Below are 20,176 nucleotides of genomic sequence, written 5' to 3' on the forward strand. Positions count from 1 at the left end.
GAAAGCTGTCAGCCCTTGACCGCACCGGAGGTGAGGCCCTTGATCATGTGTCGTTGCAGCAGAAGGAAAATCACCAGGATCGGTAGCATCGTCAGCACCGTTCCTGCCATGACCGGACCCCAGTTGGTAAGTCCGTCGTTGTTCTGCAGTTGGGTCAATCCGATCGGCAGCGGCGCCACCGAGGAATCGTCGGACATGAGGAACGGCCACAGGTACTCGTTCCATTCGTTGACCACCGTGATGATGCCGAACGCCACCATCGTGGGTCCGGAAACGGGGAGCACCACGCGCCAGAGCAACCGCCAGTGGCCGGCTCCGTCCATCCGCGCCGCCTCGACGATCTCCGAAGGGATCGAGAGGAAGTGGTTGCGCATGAGGAACGTACCGAAGGCTACACCCGCGAGCGGAACTATGATGCCCTGGAACGTGTTACGCCAGCCCCACTCTGCCACGAGCGCGTAATTCGAGATCACGGTGATCTGGTTCGGAACCATCAATGCGGCGATGATTCCGAGAAAGACGAAGTTCTTCCCCGGGAAGCGCAGGAACACCAACCCATAGGCGCTGAGAGTCCCCAGAACGAACTTCGCCGCCGACAGAATCGTCGTGATCACTATCGAGTTCCGCAAGAACATCCAGAACGGGACCGATGTGGTTGCTTCCGAATAGTTTTCGGGATGCAGCGACGACGGCCACCACGTTGCCGGCTGCGTGTAGATCTCCGGGCGCTCCTTGAACGAGGTCATCACGATCCAGTAGAGCGGCAGGACGATGATGACCAACGCGATCACCATTGCCGCATAGCCGAGGATCTTCACACCGACCTCACGCCGGTCCACGTTCTTGCGGTCCGGCCCCGGCCTAACGACGGAAGTCGGAGCAGCGCTTTTCTTTTCCTCTACCGCTGTCATTTCTCTTCTCCCCGATCCATGGCACGAACCTGGTAGACGGTGATGATCAGCAGGATCAGGAACATGATGGTGGCAACCGTCGCACCGTAGCCCGCCCGGAAGTTTCGGAACGTCTCGTTGTACACCTGGTAGACCATCGTCGTCGTCCCCGTACCCAGCGGGCCACCACGGGTCATGACGTTGATGATGTCGAAGACCTGGAGCGAGTTGAGCATGACGGTGATGGAGAGGAAGAACGTCGTCGGGCGCAACTGAGGTAGGAGAACCCGGCGAAACTTGGTCCACGGCTTGGCGCCGTCGATTTCGGCAGCTTCGTTCAGCTCCTGCCGAACTCCTTGCAGTGCAGCGAGATAGATGACAAACGTGTACCCGAGGTTCTTCCACATGTATGTCACCGTCACCATGAACAGCGCCCAGTGGGGATCCTGATAGAAGTCGGGCGATTGGAGTCCGACACGGTGCAGGAGATCCTGGATCAGGCCGAAGTTGGGGTCGAAGACGAACTGAAACGCGACACCGATCGCTGCACCGGAGATCACGAACGGCGCGAAGATGGCCGACCGGACCAGGTTTCGCCCGACGAGCTTGCGATCGAGCAGCATGGCCAACGCCAAACCGATGACCATCGAACCCACCACTGTGACCAATGTGAATACCACTGTGTTGGTGACGATCTGCCAGGTGTCGCTTCGTCCGAACCACTCGCGGTAATTGCTCAGCCCGATGAACGTCGCCTTCGGGTCCGCAATGTTCCAGTCGAAGAACGAAAGTCGGATGTTGTCCACCAGCGGGCGATAGGTGAACAAGATCAGCAACGCGAGATTGGGACCGACCAAGAGCGCGAACAGCGCGTAATCACGCCATGGTCTGCCCCACAGACCTGGCTTGCCTGATGTGGGCAGCGTTCTTTCCGGACTCGATCTCACTGAGGCAGTCTGACCGCCCGCAACGAATGAATGGTGAACGTACAAGACACTCGAGCTGAACGCGACACGAAAAAGGCCCTGCGCGAATACTTCTCGCGCAGGGCCTTCCTCGTCGATGTCTAGCGGTTCCAGTCGCCCAATCCGTCGGCGCCGCTGAGGACTCCACCTGCGGTGTTCTGCACGATCACCGGGTCACCCTTGCCTGCGTTCTCGAAGAACCACTTGGCGTCCTCGGTGCTGACATTGAGGCAGCCGTGGCTGACGTTGGTGAAACCTTGTTGCGCAACCGACCACGGAGCTGCATGGACGAAGATGCCACTGTAGGAAATTCGCGTCGCGTACTCGACGTAGGTGCGGTAACCCTCGGGAGAATCGATCGGAACGCCGTACGTGGACGAATCCATGTACATGTCGCGCAACTGCTCGCCGACGATGTACGTGCCGTTCGGTGTTTCGTGGCCCGGCTTGCCGAACGACGTCGGCATGGTGCGCACGACCTCGCCGTTGCGGGTGACCGTGACCTGCTTGGTGTTGTCGTCCGCGACCGTGACGAGCGCATCACCGATGTTGAACGTGGAGTGCGAATCACCGGCGTCGACGGTCACGGAGATGTTCGCCGGCCAGAACTGTGTCGGCTTCCAACGGACCTGGCTGTCGTTGATCCAGTAGAAGCTGCCCTCGACCGGCGGATCGGTGGTCACGCGAATAGCGCGTTCGGCCGTCGCACGGTCGCCGACGGCCTCGTTGAATCGAATGATGATCGGTTGCGCGATACCGACGGTCTCGCCCGCGGACGGATTGAGCGACGGAGCGGAGAAGTTGGGGACGCCGATGGGCGCCTGGATCGGCGTACCCGGGATGCCCGGAACCGGAATTGCCGGGTCGAGGTACGGAACGCCGGGGATCACGGGCAACGGGATGTCGGGTCCACCGGGAAAGAGCGGAACAGCCGCTGAGGGTCCGGCCAGAGCGAGGCCGGCGGCCACTGCTCCGACGATTGCCACGGCAACCCGTGACGTCCGACGACCCTGTTTGCTGCCCATGTCACTACCTTCGCTCGACTGACCACGTACTCACGTGGATTTTGCGCGGCCGGCATCGATACCCGCCTGGTACCGCTGCCGATGCACCATTCGGACGCACCCGCTCGGAGCACACCTACACACCCGAGCACGCCGAAGAGAGCAAACCGCACATTTCCATAGTCATTAACACACAAAAGCGGCAATCGAGCAATTCGGATGTTCGCCCAAACGTTGCTATCCCTCGCTCCGGGCAGCCGCCAACATGGATTCGATGGAGATGAGTTTGGTTCGCGGCCGTCCGGTTGCGGCACCGGATGCGCGTTCTGCCTTGTCGATCCGCTGCCAACCTTGATAGTCCACCTGATCCGGCGACCGGTCTGCCAACAAAACCTGCAACTTGTCGGCATCCTCGGTCGGGGTGGCGAGGCGCCCACCAGCGAAGTCGTCGAAGATCATCGACACGGTCTCGGCGGAGCAGTACTTGTTGGTGCCGATCACGCCAGTCGGTCCGCGCTTGATCCAACCCGCGACGTAGACACCCGGGATCGGCGTGCCGGTCTCGGTGTCGATTACTCTGCCGTTCTCGTTGGGGATCACGCCGCGAGCGTCGTCGAAGGGCAAATCGGCCATCGGTGTGCCGCGGTATCCGACCGACCGAAGCACCAGTGAAGTGTCGATCGTCTCCTCGGTTTCGGTAGGCCGGGCGGAGAGCTGACCGGTCGGCGTTGCCACCAATTCGTTTTTCACGATCCGCACCTGTGAGACTGCACCGTCGCCGAGGACCTCGACGGGAGAGGTGAGGAACCGGAGAACGATCCGCTTGCGAGAAGGATCTGCGGTACGCGAAGCAAATTCCTGCGCCTGCTTGACCTTGAGCAGGACGGACGGCTCGGCGGCATCGCTGTCCACGAACGCCTGACTGGCCTCGTCGAGTTCGGCTTCGATCGGGTCGACGACTACGTCCACGTTCGCCATCTGTCCGAGCGCCAACAGTTCGGGATTGGTGTACGCGGCCTGCGCCGGCCCACGACGCCCGAGAATGACCACCTCACGAATCTTGCTGTTCCGCAGCGCTTCCAATGCGTGCTCGGCGAGGTCCGTCTTCGCAAGCTGGTCAGGGTCGGTCACCAGGATGCGTGCGACGTCGAGTGCGACGTTGCCGTTTCCGACGATCACCGCTCGCTCGCCGGACAGATCGAAAGTCCGATCGGCATATCCCGGGTGGCCGTTGTACCAGGCGACGAACTCGGTGGCAGCGTGACTTCCCGGCAGATCCTCGCCCGGGATCTCGAGCTTGCGATCCCCGGCAGCGCCTACCGCGTAGATCACTGCGTGGTGATGGTCCAACAGTTCCGAATGCGAGATGTGGGTACCCACCTCGACGTTGAAGTGGCAGCGCACGGTCTTTTTCGCGACCACGGCGCGGAACTGATCGGTGACGCCTTTGGTTCCGGGATGATCCGGAGCCACGCCGGCGCGCACCAATCCGTAGGGAGTGGGAAGTCGATCGAACATGTCGACCTCGACGCGAGGCTTGCCGGTCAGTTCCATCGCCGCGTAGCAGGCGGCCGGGCCGGAGCCGATGATCGCCACTTTCAGCGTTCCCAGTTCGGGATCGATCTTGGCCATCGTGATCGGCTCGGGCCAATCCGGGCCCATCGGATGCTTCTCGAAGTACGACGCGTTCATCTGCAGGTACGGCGCGTCGTCCTCGTCGAGTTCGTTGTCCGGGAAGATCGCCTCGACCGGGCATTCGTCCACACACGCACCACAATCGATGCAGGTGTCGGGATCGATGTAGAGCATTTCGGTGGTCGCGAACGGGGCTTCGTCCGGTGTCGGGTGAATGCAATTGACCGGACACACGTCAACACACGAGGCGTCGTTGCAGCACGGCTGCGTGATCACATACGCCATGACATTCCCCTATCCCTGAAACACGAAGCTCGAACTGGTTCCCAGACTATAACGTGTTCCAATTTGGCGCGAGAATCGTTTTCAGATCACCCCATTGCGCTTCAGCAGCCACACCGCCTGCACGGTGGCGTGACCTCGCCATTCCAACGCCGCGACGGGCGAATAGCTGTCGAAATCCACCGCCCAACCGCCGTCGCCATGTTGTCGCGCAGCGAGCGCAGACAGTTCGGACTCGATCACTGATGCGTCGAACAACGCGCGGGTCGGGCCGCCGGGAAGCGGTGAGAAATCGAGGGGCCGCATGAATTCGCCCTCGGCTCCCCCGTCCACGTGAACCAAGCCGTCAGCCGGGATACGCGAACCAAGAGTGCTCACCAACGACGACGCTTCGGGACTGTTCCGGTGAACCGCGTCGAGAAACTGCAAGGCAAAGGCGAGCTCGAGGGCATGCAGAGAATCGGCCCCGTCGATCGCGTCGAGGCAATATCGAACGGCAGAGGCGAACCACGGATGTTCGGCGACGGCCTCGTCGAATTCGGCAACGCGAGCCGCTGCAGCACACACGATGCTGGTGATCTGCAACGACGGCGCCGACGGGTCCGCGCTCACCCAGAAGGGCGCACACCCGGCTGGGTCTGCAATCGGGAAGGCGAAGGGTAAACCGCCGCCTGCCAGCGAATTGGTCTGCAACCAGTCGCACAGTTCGACCGCTCTGGGCGTCGGCGTTCCGATGTCGGCAAAGGCTTCGAAGGCATGCAGCGCTCCGCCAGGTTGGCTGGTTGCCGAGCGAAGATCCGGTTCGAGTCCCCAGCCGTACCCACCGTCCGGGTTGCGATAACCGTCCACGGCCGCACAAGCCGCGGCCCGGTCACCCTGTCCGAGAATCAAATTCAGCCGATGCCGATCGAGAGTCCTGGCATGTCCCGCCATGAACCCGACGGCTGCCGTGAGATCAACAGTCATGAAGAACGGTTCAGGATTCGTCGCCGTCGAGCCGGAAGCCGACCTTCAACGTGACCTGGAAATGCGCCACGGCGCCGTTCTCGATGTGGCCGCGAGTTTCCACCACCTCGAACCATTCGAGGTTGCGCACCGTCTCGTTCGCCCGGGCGATGGCGGTGCGAATTGCCGCGTCACTGCTCTCGGTGGACGAGCCGACGATCTCGGTCACCCGGTACACGTTGCTGCTCATGGCATTCCCTTCGTGTCAGATTCGACGAACCAACTCCTGCGCCTCGGCGCCGAGCCTCGCAAGGCGAAGATCACCGAGAGCTGTCACAGCACTACCCAACCTGTTGGTGGTGAAACCGAGCGAGAGTCCGCTGGACAGGTCCGCATACGCGCCTGAACCGCCGACTCCGTAGTGGCCTATCGCATTCCGCGGCTGCCGCCGCGCGGCAATGATCGGCGGGTGGTAACCGAGAGTCCAGTTGGGCCGCACCGCCAGCACGTAATCCCGATCGCGAGTCTGGATGGTCGACATCTGTTCGATGGTCGATTCCTTCAGGAACCGCTTCCCGTCGATCACGCCGCCGTTCGCGATGGCGCCGTACATCTTCGCGAGAGCACGCGCGCTGAACACTCCGTTCCAGCCCGGCATGACGGCGTCGTGGACAGCCGGGTTGCGCACCATGACGTCGAAACCGTCCGGCATCGCGGCCTCCGCGAGTCCGCGAGTCGGACCGACGTGTGAGAGCACGGTCGACGCGAAGGCCCAGTTCAAGCCGGCAGGGTTGATATGTGGGAACAGCTTCGCGATCCGTGGACGCTCGGTTTCGGGTACGCGGTACCAGAATTCGTCGACTCCGAGGGGCTTGGCTATCTCCGCTTGTACGACGTCGATGAACGGCTGACCGGACACCCTGGCCACAAGTTCGGCTACCAACCAGCCGTAGGTCACAGCGTGATAGCCGGGGCCTCGAAGCCGACGCGGATCCGGTTTCTCGGCAGCCAGGGCGGCAACGACCGCGTCGTAGTCCATCAGGTCGAGAGGATGCGGCATCAAGCCGCGAACTCGGTGAAGGCCCGCGCGATGTGACATCAGTTCACGGACGGTGATCTTGTCCTTGCCGGCCGCCGCGAATTCAGGCCAGTACCGAGCAACCGGGGCGTCGTAGTCGATCAACCCACGTTCGGCGAGTCGGTGAACGACGGTGCTGGCGACGCCTTTGCCGGTCGAGAACGACAGCGACACCGTGTCGTGGTCCCAGCGCCGATCACGATCGGCATTGCCGGCCCAGATGTCGAGAACTTTCTCGCCTCCCAGGTACACGACCAGCGCGCCGCCGCCTTGTTGCGGTTGGCGATACATCGCGAAAAAGCGGTCGGCCAAGGGAAGGAATCGCCGGTCCACGTACAGCTCGGTGCGCGAAGGCACCTCCACCCGGGCGAGCGAACCCCGTCGTGCACTGGGAGTCATCGCGTCCTCCGATCCCCGCTGATCAAGTTGTCCGGTCACCCGATCGGTGGCAGGAGCTTGACACCATTGTGACCACTGTCACGCAAGAGGCTCAGGGCCGGGGTGCCCTCACGGGGTGACCCACGTCGAAGTGCCGTCGCTGAAACATCCCTGACCTGTGGCGATATTGAAAACAAGGGTGGGACCACCTGAGCAGATCGCCCCGACGTCCGCGTCACCCACTGCCGCTCTGCCGCCAGGTCCGCTGAGCACGACGGCAAATGGTGAGGAGTCGGTGCGACCGAGTGCGAGCGAACCCGGGCCGTACGCGACGGCGGCAAGTAACCCACCGCGTGACTCCGCCGCAGCAACGCCGCCGAAGAGGCCGAGGCCTGCCGACCTGCCGCCGTCTCGAGAATCCGCGACGCCGACGCCGTCGCCCTCGACGTGTGAAATCGCGTAACTGGAGGCATCTGCCACCGCTCGGCATGCGGATGACCCGTCGACGATCGTCTGATCTTGCCCGCGCGCCGAACAATCCAACGTCGCGGCTGACGCTGTTCCGCTACCGAGTGACAATCCGAAGGCGGCAAGAATCACGCCGCCCACCGCTAAGCTTGCTGCTCGCATTTTCCGGCGATCCATATCCAACCCCCACAGTGCATTCGACGTGACCGTACATTCGACGTCTGATCGAATTACCCGATATGTCCGCCGCTGACGCTACCCGTCTTTGTTCTTCCGATCGCGGTCCTTGCTCGGTTGAACACGTTTGGGTTCACCGGGCATTTTGGGATAGTTCGGCGGGTACGGCAGATCGCCCAGTCCTGCCGCCAGATCCTTCTCCCACATCTCCAACAGAACATCGAGGGCAAAGGCCTTGTCGTGCATGGCTTCCATCGGATCACCACGATCGGCGAGCAAGCCGGGAACCGTGGCGATGGTGCAGTCGTCTGGATGCACGTCGCGCAGTTCGTCCCAGGTCACCGGCGTCGACACAGTTGCGATCGGCGTCTTACGAGCGGAATACGCCGCCGCGATCGTCCGGTCACGGGCATTCTGATTGAAGTCGATGAAGATCCGTTCACCCCGCTCTTCCTTCCACCACGCGGTTGTGGCGCGATCGACACTACGACGCTCGACTTCACGAGCAAGGGCGATACCCGCGTGACGGACCTCGACAAAATCCCAGCGCGCCTCGAGCGGGATGTAGACGTGAAGGCCTCGGCCACCGGACGTCTTGGGAAATCCTTCCAATCCCAACTCGGCGAGCAGAGGGCGAAGGACCTCGTCCGCGATGGCAACGGCCTCGTCGAACCCGGTCCCCGGTTGCGGATCGAGATCGATGCGGAGTTCGTCCGGGTGGTCGGTGTCCGGGCACCGCACGGCCCAGGGATGAAACGTGACAGTCCCGAGATTGGCGGCCCACACGATGTTCGCAGCACTTCGCACTCGAAGGACGTCGGCCTTGCGACCCGACGGGAACGTGACCTCGCAGGATTCGACGTGCTCGGGCCGTTTTGCCGGCAGCCGCTTCTGGTAAACCTCTTCGCCCTCGATGCCGTCGGGGAATCGCTGAAGATGCGTGGGCCGATCTTGGAGCGCCCGCAACGCTGCACCCTGCAGCGCCACCGTTCGGTAGTACTCGACAAGATGCCGTTTGGTTCCGCCGTCCTCACCCAACTGCGGATAGTAGATCTTGTCCGGGCTCGACAATCGGACCGCGATCCCGTCGACGTCCAGTTCCTCTGCCGGGCTCGCCATCACTTACCGCCTGCAAGAACATCCGCGAAGTCGTATCGCACCGGAACCTCCAACTGATCGAATGTGCATTCGTCGGGCACCCTGTCCGGACGCCAGCGCAGGAATCGTGCAGCGTGCCGAAAGCGTTCCCCTTCCATCTGGTCGTACGCCACTTCGAGCACCCGCTCAGGACGAAGCGGAATCCAGGAGCGGTCTGCGGCCGATCTCCACCGGCTGGCCTCTCCCTCGGCTACAACGTCGTCCCCGAGGCGCAAAGGTTCGAGTTCGGCCAACAACTCGATCCGCCGCGCCGCGGTGAAAGCAGAAGCGCCACCGACCATCTTCAATTCGGAACCGTCGTACAGACCAAGAAGCATCGACCCGATACCTGGCTGACTCTTGTGGGGACGGTAGCCCAGCAGTACGACATCCGCGGTCCTGGCGTGTTTCACCTTGATCATCTCGCGCTTGTTCGGCAGGTACGGTCCCGCCAGCTTCTTGGCGACAACCCCGTCGAGACCCGCGCCTTCGAAGGTTTCGAACCAGGCCATTGCTTCGGCGCTGTCTGCCGTCGCTGCCGTGACGTGGCAACTCGGCCCGCCACCGATGCAATCGAGGAGCAGCGCACGTCGGACCCCGAAGTCCTCGATCGAGACGTCGCGATCGCCGAGCGCCAGTAAATCGAACCCGACAAATTGCGCTGGCGTCTGTTCCGACAACAATGCGACGCGGCTCGCGGCGGGATGAATCCGCTCGGAGAGCGCTTCCCAACTCAGACGCGTCACACCGTCGATCTCACGGGGAACCACCAGTTCTCCGTCCACGACACATTTTTCGGGCAATTCAGACTTGACAGCTTCCACCGCTTCGGGAAAGTACCGCGCCAGGTCCTTTCCTCCTCGCGACCCGAGCACCACTTCGTCACCGTCACGAAAGATGATTGCTCGAAATCCGTCCCATTTCGGCTCGTACGACCACGTCGGGTCACCGGACTCGGGCTGAGGCGGCACAGTGGCCGCAGCCTTCGCGAGCATCGGGGCAAGCGGCGGCATCAGGGGTAGCTCCACCTACCCATACTGACAGTCCGGTTGGCAATTCGACTACCGATGTATTGGAATAGGTCCCGAACAATCCACGAACCAACAGAATTATCCAAGAATCAACAAAGGGGTCCTTATGTCCGGAATCGTCCGGCGACTTTGCACTGCGGTGATCGCAACTTCTGCAATCGCCGCCTTCACCGTCGGTTGCGGTTCCGACATCGAGCCGAAAGCCATTGCGGAATCATCTTCCTCGGTTGCCGATTCGACCACTACCTCCGCGGCCCCGACCACCTCGAAGATCACCGGCCAGGAAGGCTCGGACGACGGCGGCGACGTCGACATCGACGTGTCGATCGGTGATTGCGTCAAGCTCGGAGGCACCACGACGGCCGCAGAAATCGACAACGCGGACTGCGGTAGCAAGGATTCCAACTACAAGGTGGTCGCCAAGGTTCCCACCTCTGATCTGTGTGCCTCCGACGTCGACTCGTACTACTACGAGACCCTCGCGGGTGACGAGCAGGGCGCTGTCTGTCTCGACGTCGACTGGGTAGTCGGCGGATGCATGGATCTCGGCAGCGGAATGGACGAGCCCGCCCGCATCGAATGCTCGGATACCAGCGGCACCAACGTCGTCGAGGTCGTCGAAATTCTGCAGAACTCCACGTCGATCGACGAATGCGGTTCGGGGGCAGACTCGGGATTCGAGCACCCGGAACGTAAGTTCACGGTCTGCGTCGCAACGCTCTGATTCGAGCGCCCTCCCGAAAAACACCTGTGCGCCTTGCCAACCGATCTCGGTTGTCAAGGCGCACAGCGCTTTCTACACCAACGCTTTCTACAACCAGCCCCGACGTTTGAAGATCGTGTAGAGACTTCCACACGTCAGGAACATCATCGAGAGTGCAAACGGATAGCCCAAGTGCCAGTGCAGCTCCGGCATGTCGTCGAAGTTCATTCCGTACACGGTTCCGATGAGCGTCGGCGCGAAGAGAATTGCCGCCCACGCCGAGACCTTCTTGATCTCCTCGTTCTGCGCGTAGCTCGCCTGCGTCAGATTGCGCATCTCCTCGTTCTGGTTCTGCGACACCAGAGTTGCGTTCACCGTGAGGATGTTTCCGAGCAACTGACGAAAGCCGTCGGCCCGCTCCACCACCGTCGTCGCATGGTCGGTGACGTCGCGCAGGTATCGCTGGAGTTCCTCGTCCGTGTGGTACTTGTCGAACCCTGCCGACAACCCACGCAGCATTCCCAGCAGCGGACGCGTCGCCCGCTGGAATTCGATCACCTCACGGGTCAGTTCGTAGATGCGACGCGAAACTCCGGGATCGCCACTGAATACTTCGGTTTCGATCTCGTCGATGTCGTTCTGCAGTCCGGCCACCACCGGGGCGTACCCGTCGACGACTGCGTCGAGAATGGCCTCGGTACCCAACCGCAACAGGTCAGGATCGTTCTCCATGCGAGTCCGCACCGCCGACAGATCCGGCGATTCACTGTGACGGACGGTCAGAATGAAGTTCGGACCACAGAAGATGTGCAACTCGCCGAATTCGACCCGCTCGGTCTCGTCGCGGTACCGCGCAGCACGCAGCACCACGAACAGTGTCTTGCCGTAGCGCTCGAGCTTGGGGCGCTGGTGCGCGACGATCGCATCCTCGACCGCCAGTTCGTGGAGGTCGAAATGTTGTGCAGCGGCATACAACTGGGCGTCGTCGGGCCGGTACATGCCGATCCACGCCATCGACTGCGAATCCGGAAGGCATGACAGTGCTTCCGCCAGCGTGGACGGTGACGCTATCCGCTCGCCGTCGCGGTACACGCCGCTGTTGACGACGGTCGATTCGACGGGCGCCACCGCCTCGGGCGGGGCCGCCTTGACGACGGTGCGTGCGGCACGCGAGTGTCCGGGATGTGAGTCACCGAGCCCCGCGGAACGACGTGGCAGTACCGAACGTGAACGACGAAATTCGCGCATGCTGAACAGCTTTCGAGGGAAGAGTGAACGACGACGCTTGCTTCACAGCAAAGCCGAAGCCGATGAACACACGATGAAGCTGCAGCAAAATACCGGATCAACCCGGGCGGCTACAGCTTCAGTTGGTACTCGGAGGTTGGCCACGCACTACAGCCACACCTCCTCTTCCCTGAATTCCTACGCAAGTCCGCGCACGACGCCAACATGCTACCCCGACTGTCAGAGCACGACAAACCGAACGACAAGCCGCAGGACAGCACGAACCGGTCGGAGGAAACCCGCTCGACGAATGCAGCTTTCAGTCAGTTCGCAGCGCGCAATCCGCCGATCAACAGTTCGACGATCTGGTCCGCCAACGACTCCGTCTCCGCCAACGTCTGCCCTTCACGCCTTCGGTACCAGAGGTCGATGCCGTTGAGACTGCTGAGGAGGACTTTTGCCGCCATTCGAGGTGAGCCCGCACGAATGGAACCATCCGCGACACCTTCGGTCATCACGTCGACGAACAGATTCTCGTAATCGAGTCGCAGCGAATTCAGTTCCACGAGGACTTGCTGTTGTCTCGGTTTGAGCGCGGAGTTCATCTGGCCCCGGACGCCTTGGTGGATCGTGTGGTGGTACCCGAGATGTGTCATGAGATTGACCAGGTGGGCGTGCGACATCGCTTCGAGACGCGCGAGGCCGCTTTCTGCCCCGCCCATCCGAGACTCGACCTCAGCGCGGAGCAGGCTCATCCCGCGCTCGTAGATTGCCAGGTAGATGTCGAACTTGGAACGAAAGTGGTAGTAGACAAGACCTTTGGTGGCGCCGATTCGATCGGCCAGTAAATCTACAGTCGTGGCCGCGTAACCGTCTTCGGCAAAGGCGTCGGCGGCGCTGGTGATGATCGCGGATCGCACGTCCGGAAGATCACTACTCATTCGACTTCCACTCCCATTCACACTGCCTGCCGGCCCTTGACTGTTTCCACGCCATCGCATAGTAATACTGAGTAGTATCCCAGATCAGAGAGGTTTTCCAATGTCGTTGGATTTTTCCGGCAAGGTAGCGATCATCACGGGCGCAGGCGGCGGACTCGGCCGTTCACACGCATTGGCCCTCGCCGCACGCGGCGCACGCGTCGTCGTCAACGACATGGGTGGCTCGGTCAACGGCAGTGGCGGCGCTGATACCGCAGCAGCCAAAGTAGTGGCGGAAATCGTCGAGCTGGGCGGCGAGGCCATCGCGGACCACTGCGACATCACCGACGTCGACGCCGTTGCCGCCATGGTCGCGACGGCCGTGGACAAGTGGGGCCGCGTGGACATCCTGATCAACAACGCCGGAATCCTGCGCGACAAGTCGTTCATCAAGGCCGAGCTCGACGACTTCCGCAAAGTCATCGACGTGCATCTGATGGGTTCCGTCATCTGTTCCAAGGCAGTCTGGCCGCACATGGTCGAACAGAACTACGGACGCATCCTCATGACGACGTCGGCATCGGGAATTTACGGCAACTTCGGCCAGGCGAACTACGGCGCCGCGAAGTCCGGCGTCGTCGGCCTGATGAACGTTCTCGCCATCGAGGGCGAACGCAAGGGCATCCGCGTCAACTCGCTGGCCCCGACCGCCGCGACCCGCATGACCGAAGACCTCCTCGACGAGAAGACTCTCGCTCTGCTTGCACCCGAATCGATTTCACCCGGCGCACTGTTCATGGTCTCCGATGACGCACCGACGAAGACCATCCTCAGCGCCGGCGCCGGCGTCTTCGCGATCGCTCGCATGGAAGAGTCGCAGGGCGTCTACATCCCCGAAGGCGCACTCTCCCCCGAGGTCGTCGCCGAACGGTGGTCCGAGATCAGTGACATGACCGATTCCGTCCAGGTGCCCGCGGCGTTCGATCAGACCCGCCGGTTCGTCGAGAAGGCCGTGGCGGAGCAGCCCAGCAACTGAGCCGGGCAACCAGACAACTGATCGACCCCGCTCCCCCTAAGGTGTGGTGGTGACCACACCTACGGGAGTATCGATCGTCGACATCGTCGACAGACTGGGAATGACGTTCCTCAGCGGTGGCGACACCGTCGACGGCGCCCGCACTGTCAGCCGCGTGACCCTGCACGAAGGGTCCGAAGCTACCCAGGACAGTGCGGGCGCCGTCGTACTCGGCGCAGGTCTCGCAGGTTCGGCCGATATCGCAACGGCGGTAAGAGAATACGGCTCGGCAGGTGCGGTAGCGCTGATCGTCAAAGAGCCCCTGGACTTCGACGGCCTCGTCGAGAAGGCGGTGGCCGACACCGACGTCGCACTCCTCGGAATGGTCAAGGATGCAAGCTGGCTGCAAAGCGCGTCGTTGATCAACGAGATCCTCGAATCCGGCAACAACGGGGACCGCACGTCGGCCGCCGACGCCGACCTGTTCGATCTTGCCAACTCGATCGCTCAGGTATTGAACGGCCCGGTCACCATCGAGAATCAGTCGAGCCGGATCCTCGCGTTCTCGGCGGATCAAGCCTTCGGCGACGAGGCACGTAAGCAGAGTGTCCTCGGACATCAAGTGCCGCAGCACTATTCCGATCGGCTCAGGTCAATGGGGTATTTCAACAAGATCTACGGCTCTACCCTGCCGGTATTTCTACCGGGTATCGGGCCGGGCGTCAGGCCCCGCGTCGGCATGCGAATACATGCGGCATCGCAGATCCTCGGTTCGATCTGGGTGATCTTGGACGAGGAGCCGAACGAATTGCAGGTCAAAACGCTCGTCGAGGCGGCGGGCGTGGCCGCGATGAGTTTACTTCGCGCCAAGCTGGCCGCGGATTCGGCACGACGGCTGAGGTTGGGCGAGGTGATCACGTTACTGAGTGGCGGCACTTCGGCCAAGGAAGCGGCCGAGCGACTGGGCTACGGCCGCTCGAAGGCAAACGTACTTGCGGCCGGCTTCCGTAGCGGCGCCGGTGCATCGTTGGAGGCCGAAGCCGATGTCGATCAACTGGCCCTGACACTCAATACCTATCTCGACCAAGTATTTCCGTTGTCGGTGGCGGCAGCGATCGGCGGCACCGTCTACGCCGTCATCCCACACACCCGGCATCAGACCGACGACGACTACGTGCGTCGGATCGCGTCGGAGTTTGCAGACCGTTCCCGTTCGGAAAAGTCGGTGGTCATCGGAATCGGTGCGACAGTGGCCGACGTGATGACGCTGGAGAAGTCACGCGACGAAGCCGACCGAGCGCTTCGCGTTCTGAGGTCGACGTGGAATTCTTCGGGCCGGACCGTCGCGTGCGCCGACGACGTGCAGATCAATTCCCTACTTCTGCGCCTCTCCGACGCCCTGGCGGACGAGAACGAGACCGCATCGGGTCCGCTCGCGGTACTGCGTGAGTACGACCGCAGTCACGACATCAACCTTGTCGACACGCTCCGCGCCTGGCTCGACACGTTCGGTGACATTCCGGCTGCTGCGTCCTTGGTTCACATCCACGTCAACACGTTCCGGTACCGCCTCAAGAAGCTTGCCGGAATTGCCGGCATCGATCTGGACGACCCCGAGACGCGATTCAGTCTGATGCTCCAGATTCGTCTCTTCCATCCGACAATGTTGTAGCGATCTACCAAGTCTCACGAAACATTCGTAAATCCGGACGATGTTCTCCTCCTTTTGTTGGGTGAGGATTCAAGCAATCGTTTTTTGCTCCTGACCCGACAGACCTCGCGTCACTCGGGCGGGACCACACCTTCCGGAGGCACCATGAAACAACGGTCCTACGCACTACTGGCTGCGGCAACTGGCACCGTTCTTGCCCTGACCGCGTGCTCAACGGGTGGCTCATCGGGTTCGGGTGGGGGTGAACCCGTCACGGACGGCACCTTCAAATTGGCTCTCGTGGCCGACCCCGGCGCTCTGAATCCGCTGATGACCGCCGCTTCGCCGGCGCACCAACTGGCGCGTCTGAGCTACGACTATCTGCTCCATCCGGATCCCGATACCGGCGTAACCAAGCCGTGGCTCGCCGAGAAATGGGAAGAGACAACCACTTCCGCGTCCTTCACCATTCGCGACGGCGTCACCTGTAACGACGGATCCGCTCTGACTGCCCAGACCGTCGCCGACAACGTCAATTTCATCACCAACGCAGCAAACAAATCCGCTCTCCGCGGGGTGTACGCACCGGCAACTGCAACTGCCACCGCCGACCCGGCGACCCGGAGCGTAACGGTCACAACTCCGGAACCCTCTCCGTTCCTGCTTCTCAACCTGGCGCGAATACCGATCATGTGCGAGGCCGGGTTGAAGGATCCGACGGCGGCAAACAAGACGACCTTCGGGTCGGGCATGTTCCAGATGACCGAGGCAGTCGCCAACGACCATTACTCCTACGTTCGGCGCGACGGATACAACTGGGGACCGGACGGCACTACCTCCGACACTGCCGGTGTGCCCAAGAATGTCGTCGCATCCATCATCACGAACAACAGCACAGCGGCCAACCAGGTGTTGTCCGGTGATCTGAATGCCGCTGCCGTCTCCGGCCCCGATCAGGACCGCATGAACGCCGCGAACTTGGACACCGTCAAGCAGCCTGCTCCAGCGGGCGAGATGTTCTTCAACCACAGTCCCGGCAATCCGACGAGCGATCCTGCCGTTCGCAAGGCGCTGGTCCAGGCTCTCAATCTCGACGACCTCGCCGAGATCTTCACCGCCGGCCGCGGAACCCGATCGACCACGATGGTGTCCATCGAACCGCGGGCCTGCATCTACGACTCTGTCGCCGGAAACCTACCGGACTTCGATACCAGTGCGGCCGCAGCAACTCTCGAGTCTGCGGGCTGGAAGGTCGGCGCGGACGGTAAGCGCAGCAAGGACGGCACACCACTCCGAATTCGGATGGTCTACGAGACGTTCGGCGACGCGACCGATGCTGCTGCCGACGTCGCGGTCAACGCCTGGAACGACCTGGGCGCCACCGTTGAACTCACCAGTGGAGACTCGAACAAGATTCTCGATGTCGCACTCAGCGGCAAGGACAACACGGCGTGGGATGTCGCGTGGGAGCCGATCAACGTCGCGCTGCCCAGCATGTTGGTCCCCTTCCTCTCCGGTCCGGTACCCGCTGCGGGAATGAACTTTGCGTCGATCTCCAACCCGGCCTACGACGCAGCCGTCACCAAGGCTTCCGGGCTGACGGGCGAGGACGCTTGTGCCGCTTGGGCAGACGCTGAGTCCGAGATCATCAAAGCAAACTCGGCGGTACCTTTTGCCGACAAGATCACGACTCTCTACTTCAACAATGCGGGTCTTGCATTCGGCCGCAATTTCATCGGTTCGGCCCTGCGCCTGTACCAGTAGACCGCCGGTAGCGACCGGGGAAATCGTCGTGTTTCGCCGGTCGCTGTCGGTATACGGACAGGTATTCACTGATCCTGACGGTTTTCGTGGGAGCGGACGAAAATCGACCCGATTTTCGTGAGGATCGACAGAGATGCGCGTCACGTCATGCGCCAAGATTTAGCAGTCAACACTCAACCGCGCCCTCACGTTTTTCGCTCGGGCCCCTGCTCCATCACGGAGGCACCATGAAACACCGCTTCTATCCAACACTTGCGGCAGCCGCAGGGCTCACGCTTGTGTTGTCTGCTTGTGGCTCGGGAGGCACGTCCTCGGGCGCCAGTGGCGGTGAACCGGCCACCGACGGGACCTTCCGTTTCGCCCTGCAGGCCGATCCGGGTGCTCTCAACCCGATCATGTCGGCCGCCTCGGCGACCGCCGAGTTGTCGCGTTTGGCGTACGACTACCTGATCTACCAGGATCCCGATACCAGTGAAGTCGGACCGTGGTTGGCGGAGAAGTGGGAGGAGACCCCGACCTCGGCGTCCTTCACCATCCGTGACGGGGTGACCTGTACCGACGGATCGACGCTGACACCGCAGACCGTCGCGGACAACATCAACTTCGTGGCCAACCCGGACAACGGTTCACAGTTGCGCGGGTCCTCCGTGCCGACCGGCGCCACTGCGACTGCCGATCCTGCAACGCGCACTGTCACGGTGACCACTCCGGCGCCGAGCCCGTTCCTTCTTCTCAACGTCGGTCGCCTGCCGATCCTGTGCGAGGCCGGATTGAAAGATCCGACAGCGTCGAACAAGAAGTCGCTCGGCACCGGCATGTTCGAAGTCACCGAAGTTGCCGCCAACGACCACTACACGTTCCAGCGTCGCGAGGGCTACAACTGGGGCCCCGACGGCACGACCTCCGACACCCCGGGCGTCCCCAAGACGGTCGTCGCCGCCATGTCGCCGAACGTGAGCACCGCCGCAAATCAGCTGCTCTCGGGTGAACTCAACGCAGCTCCGATCGCCGGTCCGGACAAGGACCGCGTCGCGGCAGCCAATCTGGACTCCGTCGGTCGGCCACTGCCGGCAGGCCAGATGTACTTCAACCAGATCGCGAGTAATCCCACCAGCGATCCCGCAGTGCGCAAGGCCCTGATCCAAGCGGTCGATCTCGACGACCTCACTCAGGTCATCACCGCCGGACACGGGGTCCGGGCAACCAGCCTCGTCGCCGTCGAACCGCGCGCCTGCGTTTACGACTCTGTCGCAGGCAACATTCCGGACTTCGACCTCACTGCCGCCAAGGCAACACTGGACGGCGCTGGTTGGACCGCCGGCGCTGACGGCAAGCGAAGCAAGGATGGCAAGCCGCTCAATCTCCGTCTCGTGTACGACGGCACCGACGATCCGCGCAACGCGGCGGCCGAACTTGCTCAGTCGGCGTGGTCCGAACTCGGCGCAAACGTCGAGGTGACCGGGGGCGACTCGAACAAGATCATCGACGTCATTCTGAGCGGCAAGGACAACTCTGCCTGGGACATCGCCTGGGTCCAGGTCAACTCCTCGCTGCCCAGCACCTTCACTGCGTACTTTGCCGGGCCGGTTCCCGCAGCAGGCAAGAACTTCGGATCGGTCAGCAACCCCGCCTACGAAGCAGCAGCCACCAAGGCTTCCGGTCTGACCGGTAGCGACGCTTGTGACGCCTGGGCCGACGCCGAGTCGGAGCTCACCAAGACGATCGCGGCCGTGCCCTTCGCAGACTCCGTCATGAACGTGTACTTCAACAAGGCCGGACTCTCATTCGGCAAGTCGCTCAACGGTTCTGCGCTGCGTCTCTACCAGTAGGCCGTCCGCCCACTCTGAAATATCTTCCCGCCCCAGCATCCCGCCCTCCGGAAAGACAGCCCATGAGTCAAACTATTGAAGCCGCGAAACCAGAAGCGGCGCCTCAGGCTCGAGCAAAGTGGCTCGAGTCCGACAGCTGGCCCGCATATCTTCTGCGTCGTTTCGGCACCTTCGTGATTTCACTCTGGGCGCTGGTGACTGCGGCGTTCCTGATGCTCCAACTGATTCCGGGAGACCCGGTTCGGTTGGCACTGGGAATGAACGCACCGGTCGAACTGGTCGAGACAACGAGGTCTCAGCTCGGTTACGACCTTCCCTTGTGGCAGCAGTACTTCCGATTCGTCGGCGGGTTGCTGAGCGGGAATCCCGGTGACTCGATCACCTTGAGGACTCCGGTCTTCGAGGTGATCGCGTCCCGCCTACCGGCAACACTCGAACTGGCTGTACTCACAGTCGTCACGGTGCTGCTAGTGGGCATTCCGATCGGCCTCATCTTCGCTGCACTGACCCGCAACGGTCGACGACGCGGAGTCGAGATCGGTTACACCGCAACGTCGGGCACCATCGCCGTGATCCCCGAGTTCATGTTCGGTACGGCGCTGGTCTACCTCTTTGCCGTCACGTTCCCTGTTCTGCCCGTCGCCGGCCGAGGTGGACCGGAAAGCTACATCCTCCCGGTCGCGGCCATGTCGATCGGTGCCATCGCCTCGATGTCGCGCATCGTCCGTGCAGAGGCGCTCGGCGTGTTGGACATGGACTACATCCGTACGGCGCGCGCCAAGCGAATGCCCGTGGCACGAATCTACTTCCGTCATGCAATGCCCAACCTCATGACGTCGACGCTGACGCTCGCCGGACTCCTCCTGGGTGGTCTGATTGCCGGCACCGTGCTCATCGAGAGCATCTTCGCCTGGCCCGGCATGGGCATGGCGCTGGTCAAGTCCATCACCGAGAAGGACTACCCGCTCGCCCAGACACTGGTCGTGATCTACGGCGCCATCGTCCTTCTCATCAATTTCATCGTCGACGTGGTGCTCGCTCTCATCGACCCACGATCCACAATTCGGGAGAACTGAG

Annotated in this window: 18 protein-coding genes; 6 read left to right on the top strand and 12 right to left on the bottom strand. The window is 62.1% G+C overall.

Annotated features, from left to right (window positions below; genetic code table 11):
• Positions 1 to 8 precede the first annotated feature (8 nt).
• From RA302_RS24185 to RA302_RS24230, 10 genes are all read right to left on the bottom strand, one after another.
• Positions 9 to 911 (bottom strand): carbohydrate ABC transporter permease, encoded by a 903-nt coding sequence (locus RA302_RS24185; protein ID WP_003939837.1) that lies wholly within the window; start codon positions 909 to 911, stop codon positions 9 to 11.
• Positions 908 to 1,882 (bottom strand): sugar ABC transporter permease, encoded by a 975-nt coding sequence (locus RA302_RS24190; RefSeq protein WP_003940557.1) that lies wholly within the window; start codon positions 1,880 to 1,882, stop codon positions 908 to 910. The genes RA302_RS24185 and RA302_RS24190 overlap by 4 nt, the downstream gene beginning before the upstream one ends.
• A 74-nt stretch (positions 1,883 to 1,956) precedes the next feature.
• Positions 1,957 to 2,880 (bottom strand): L,D-transpeptidase, encoded by a 924-nt coding sequence (locus RA302_RS24195; protein WP_007731397.1) that lies wholly within the window; start codon positions 2,878 to 2,880, stop codon positions 1,957 to 1,959.
• A gap of 216 nt (positions 2,881 to 3,096) precedes the next feature.
• A complete protein-coding gene (locus RA302_RS24200; protein WP_030535178.1) occupies positions 3,097 to 4,779 on the bottom strand; it encodes an FAD-dependent oxidoreductase in 1,683 nt (560 codons plus the stop codon).
• An 81-nt stretch (positions 4,780 to 4,860) separates the two neighbouring features.
• Positions 4,861 to 5,742 (bottom strand): hypothetical protein, encoded by an 882-nt coding sequence (locus tag RA302_RS24205; protein WP_007731393.1) that lies wholly within the window; start codon positions 5,740 to 5,742, stop codon positions 4,861 to 4,863.
• A gap of 10 nt (positions 5,743 to 5,752) precedes the next feature.
• Entirely contained in the window at positions 5,753 to 5,971 is a 219-nt protein-coding gene (locus RA302_RS24210) for a dodecin (protein ID WP_003939815.1), read from the bottom strand.
• Positions 5,972 to 5,986: 15 nt separating this feature from the next.
• On the bottom strand, positions 5,987 to 7,198 hold the full coding sequence (locus RA302_RS24215) for a serine hydrolase domain-containing protein (protein ID WP_007731391.1): 1,212 nt from the start codon (positions 7,196 to 7,198) through the stop codon (positions 5,987 to 5,989).
• 108 nt (positions 7,199 to 7,306) lie between these two features.
• Complete coding sequence (locus RA302_RS24220) at positions 7,307 to 7,807, bottom strand: DUF6764 family protein (RefSeq protein WP_050654843.1); 501 nt, start codon at positions 7,805 to 7,807, stop codon at positions 7,307 to 7,309.
• 93 nt (positions 7,808 to 7,900) lie between these two features.
• A complete protein-coding gene (ligD, locus tag RA302_RS24225) occupies positions 7,901 to 8,941 on the bottom strand; it encodes a non-homologous end-joining DNA ligase (protein ID WP_030535176.1) in 1,041 nt (346 codons plus the stop codon).
• Positions 8,941 to 9,987 (bottom strand): ATP-dependent DNA ligase, encoded by a 1,047-nt coding sequence (locus tag RA302_RS24230; protein WP_003940354.1) that lies wholly within the window; start codon positions 9,985 to 9,987, stop codon positions 8,941 to 8,943. The genes ligD and RA302_RS24230 overlap by 1 nt, the downstream gene beginning before the upstream one ends.
• A 109-nt stretch (positions 9,988 to 10,096) precedes the next feature.
• On the opposite strand from RA302_RS24230, the gene RA302_RS24235 reads away from it, so the two are divergent.
• Positions 10,097 to 10,714, top strand: coding sequence for a hypothetical protein (locus RA302_RS24235; protein WP_007731384.1), 618 nt, complete (start codon positions 10,097 to 10,099; stop codon positions 10,712 to 10,714).
• Positions 10,715 to 10,801: 87 nt separating this feature from the next.
• Here the strand turns inward: RA302_RS24235 and RA302_RS24240 are convergent, their stop codons facing one another.
• Together RA302_RS24240 and RA302_RS24245 are read right to left on the bottom strand one after the other, a co-directional pair.
• Positions 10,802 to 11,941 carry a magnesium and cobalt transport protein CorA gene (locus tag RA302_RS24240; protein WP_030535175.1) on the bottom strand — a complete coding sequence of 380 codons (1,140 nt, stop codon included), beginning with the start codon at positions 11,939 to 11,941 and terminating at the stop codon, positions 10,802 to 10,804.
• A 302-nt stretch (positions 11,942 to 12,243) separates the two neighbouring features.
• Positions 12,244 to 12,861: a TetR/AcrR family transcriptional regulator gene (locus RA302_RS24245; protein ID WP_007731377.1), complete on the bottom strand. Its 618-nt coding sequence runs from the start codon at positions 12,859 to 12,861 to the stop codon at positions 12,244 to 12,246.
• Positions 12,862 to 12,961: 100 nt separating this feature from the next.
• Between RA302_RS24245 and RA302_RS24250 the strand changes: the two genes are divergently transcribed.
• The 5 genes from RA302_RS24250 (at position 12,962) to RA302_RS24270 (ending at position 20,175) form a co-directional block, all read left to right on the top strand.
• Positions 12,962 to 13,876: an SDR family NAD(P)-dependent oxidoreductase gene (locus RA302_RS24250; protein ID WP_007731375.1), complete on the top strand. Its 915-nt coding sequence runs from the start codon at positions 12,962 to 12,964 to the stop codon at positions 13,874 to 13,876.
• A gap of 49 nt (positions 13,877 to 13,925) precedes the next feature.
• On the top strand, positions 13,926 to 15,527 hold the full coding sequence (locus RA302_RS24255) for a helix-turn-helix domain-containing protein (RefSeq protein WP_037125831.1): 1,602 nt from the start codon (positions 13,926 to 13,928) through the stop codon (positions 15,525 to 15,527).
• Positions 15,528 to 15,671: 144 nt separating this feature from the next.
• Positions 15,672 to 17,270, top strand: a complete 1,599-nt coding sequence (locus tag RA302_RS24260) for an ABC transporter substrate-binding protein (RefSeq protein ID WP_030535173.1) — start codon at positions 15,672 to 15,674, stop codon at positions 17,268 to 17,270.
• 227 nt (positions 17,271 to 17,497) lie between these two features.
• Complete coding sequence (locus RA302_RS24265; RefSeq protein ID WP_030535172.1) at positions 17,498 to 19,099, top strand: ABC transporter substrate-binding protein; 1,602 nt, start codon at positions 17,498 to 17,500, stop codon at positions 19,097 to 19,099.
• 62 nt (positions 19,100 to 19,161) lie between these two features.
• Entirely contained in the window at positions 19,162 to 20,175 is a 1,014-nt protein-coding gene (locus RA302_RS24270; protein WP_003940249.1) for an ABC transporter permease, read from the top strand.
• The last annotated feature ends 1 nt before the right edge of the window (position 20,176 follow it).

The organism is Rhodococcus sp. DN22 (assembly GCF_036669995.1).
GTDB classification, from domain to species: Bacteria; Actinomycetota; Actinomycetes; order Mycobacteriales; family Mycobacteriaceae; genus Rhodococcus_F; species Rhodococcus_F erythropolis.

What these genes read in the sequence shown, in the direction of transcription:
- RA302_RS24205 (WP_007731393.1), bottom strand. Translation starts at nt 5,742, where the DNA reads ATGACTGTTGATCTCACGGCAGCCGTCGGGTTCATGGCGGGACATGCC.
- ligD (WP_030535176.1), bottom strand. Translation starts at nt 8,941, where the DNA reads ATGGCGAGCCCGGCAGAGGAACTGGACGTCGACGGGATCGCGGTCCGA.
- RA302_RS24265 (WP_030535172.1), top strand. Translation starts at nt 17,498, where the DNA reads ATGAAACACCGCTTCTATCCAACACTTGCGGCAGCCGCAGGGCTCACG.
- RA302_RS24215 (WP_007731391.1), bottom strand. Translation starts at nt 7,198, where the DNA reads ATGACTCCCAGTGCACGACGGGGTTCGCTCGCCCGGGTGGAGGTGCCT.
- RA302_RS24185 (WP_003939837.1), bottom strand. Translation starts at nt 911, where the DNA reads ATGACAGCGGTAGAGGAAAAGAAAAGCGCTGCTCCGACTTCCGTCGTT.
- RA302_RS24260 (WP_030535173.1), top strand. Translation starts at nt 15,672, where the DNA reads ATGAAACAACGGTCCTACGCACTACTGGCTGCGGCAACTGGCACCGTT.
- RA302_RS24220 (WP_050654843.1), bottom strand. Translation starts at nt 7,807, where the DNA reads ATGCGAGCAGCAAGCTTAGCGGTGGGCGGCGTGATTCTTGCCGCCTTC.
- RA302_RS24200 (WP_030535178.1), bottom strand. Translation starts at nt 4,779, where the DNA reads ATGGCGTATGTGATCACGCAGCCGTGCTGCAACGACGCCTCGTGTGTT.
- RA302_RS24245 (WP_007731377.1), bottom strand. Translation starts at nt 12,861, where the DNA reads ATGAGTAGTGATCTTCCGGACGTGCGATCCGCGATCATCACCAGCGCC.
- RA302_RS24250 (WP_007731375.1), top strand. Translation starts at nt 12,962, where the DNA reads ATGTCGTTGGATTTTTCCGGCAAGGTAGCGATCATCACGGGCGCAGGC.
- RA302_RS24235 (WP_007731384.1), top strand. Translation starts at nt 10,097, where the DNA reads ATGTCCGGAATCGTCCGGCGACTTTGCACTGCGGTGATCGCAACTTCT.
- RA302_RS24210 (WP_003939815.1), bottom strand. Translation starts at nt 5,971, where the DNA reads ATGAGCAGCAACGTGTACCGGGTGACCGAGATCGTCGGCTCGTCCACC.
- RA302_RS24240 (WP_030535175.1), bottom strand. Translation starts at nt 11,941, where the DNA reads ATGCGCGAATTTCGTCGTTCACGTTCGGTACTGCCACGTCGTTCCGCG.
- RA302_RS24195 (WP_007731397.1), bottom strand. Translation starts at nt 2,880, where the DNA reads ATGGGCAGCAAACAGGGTCGTCGGACGTCACGGGTTGCCGTGGCAATC.
- RA302_RS24270 (WP_003940249.1), top strand. Translation starts at nt 19,162, where the DNA reads ATGAGTCAAACTATTGAAGCCGCGAAACCAGAAGCGGCGCCTCAGGCT.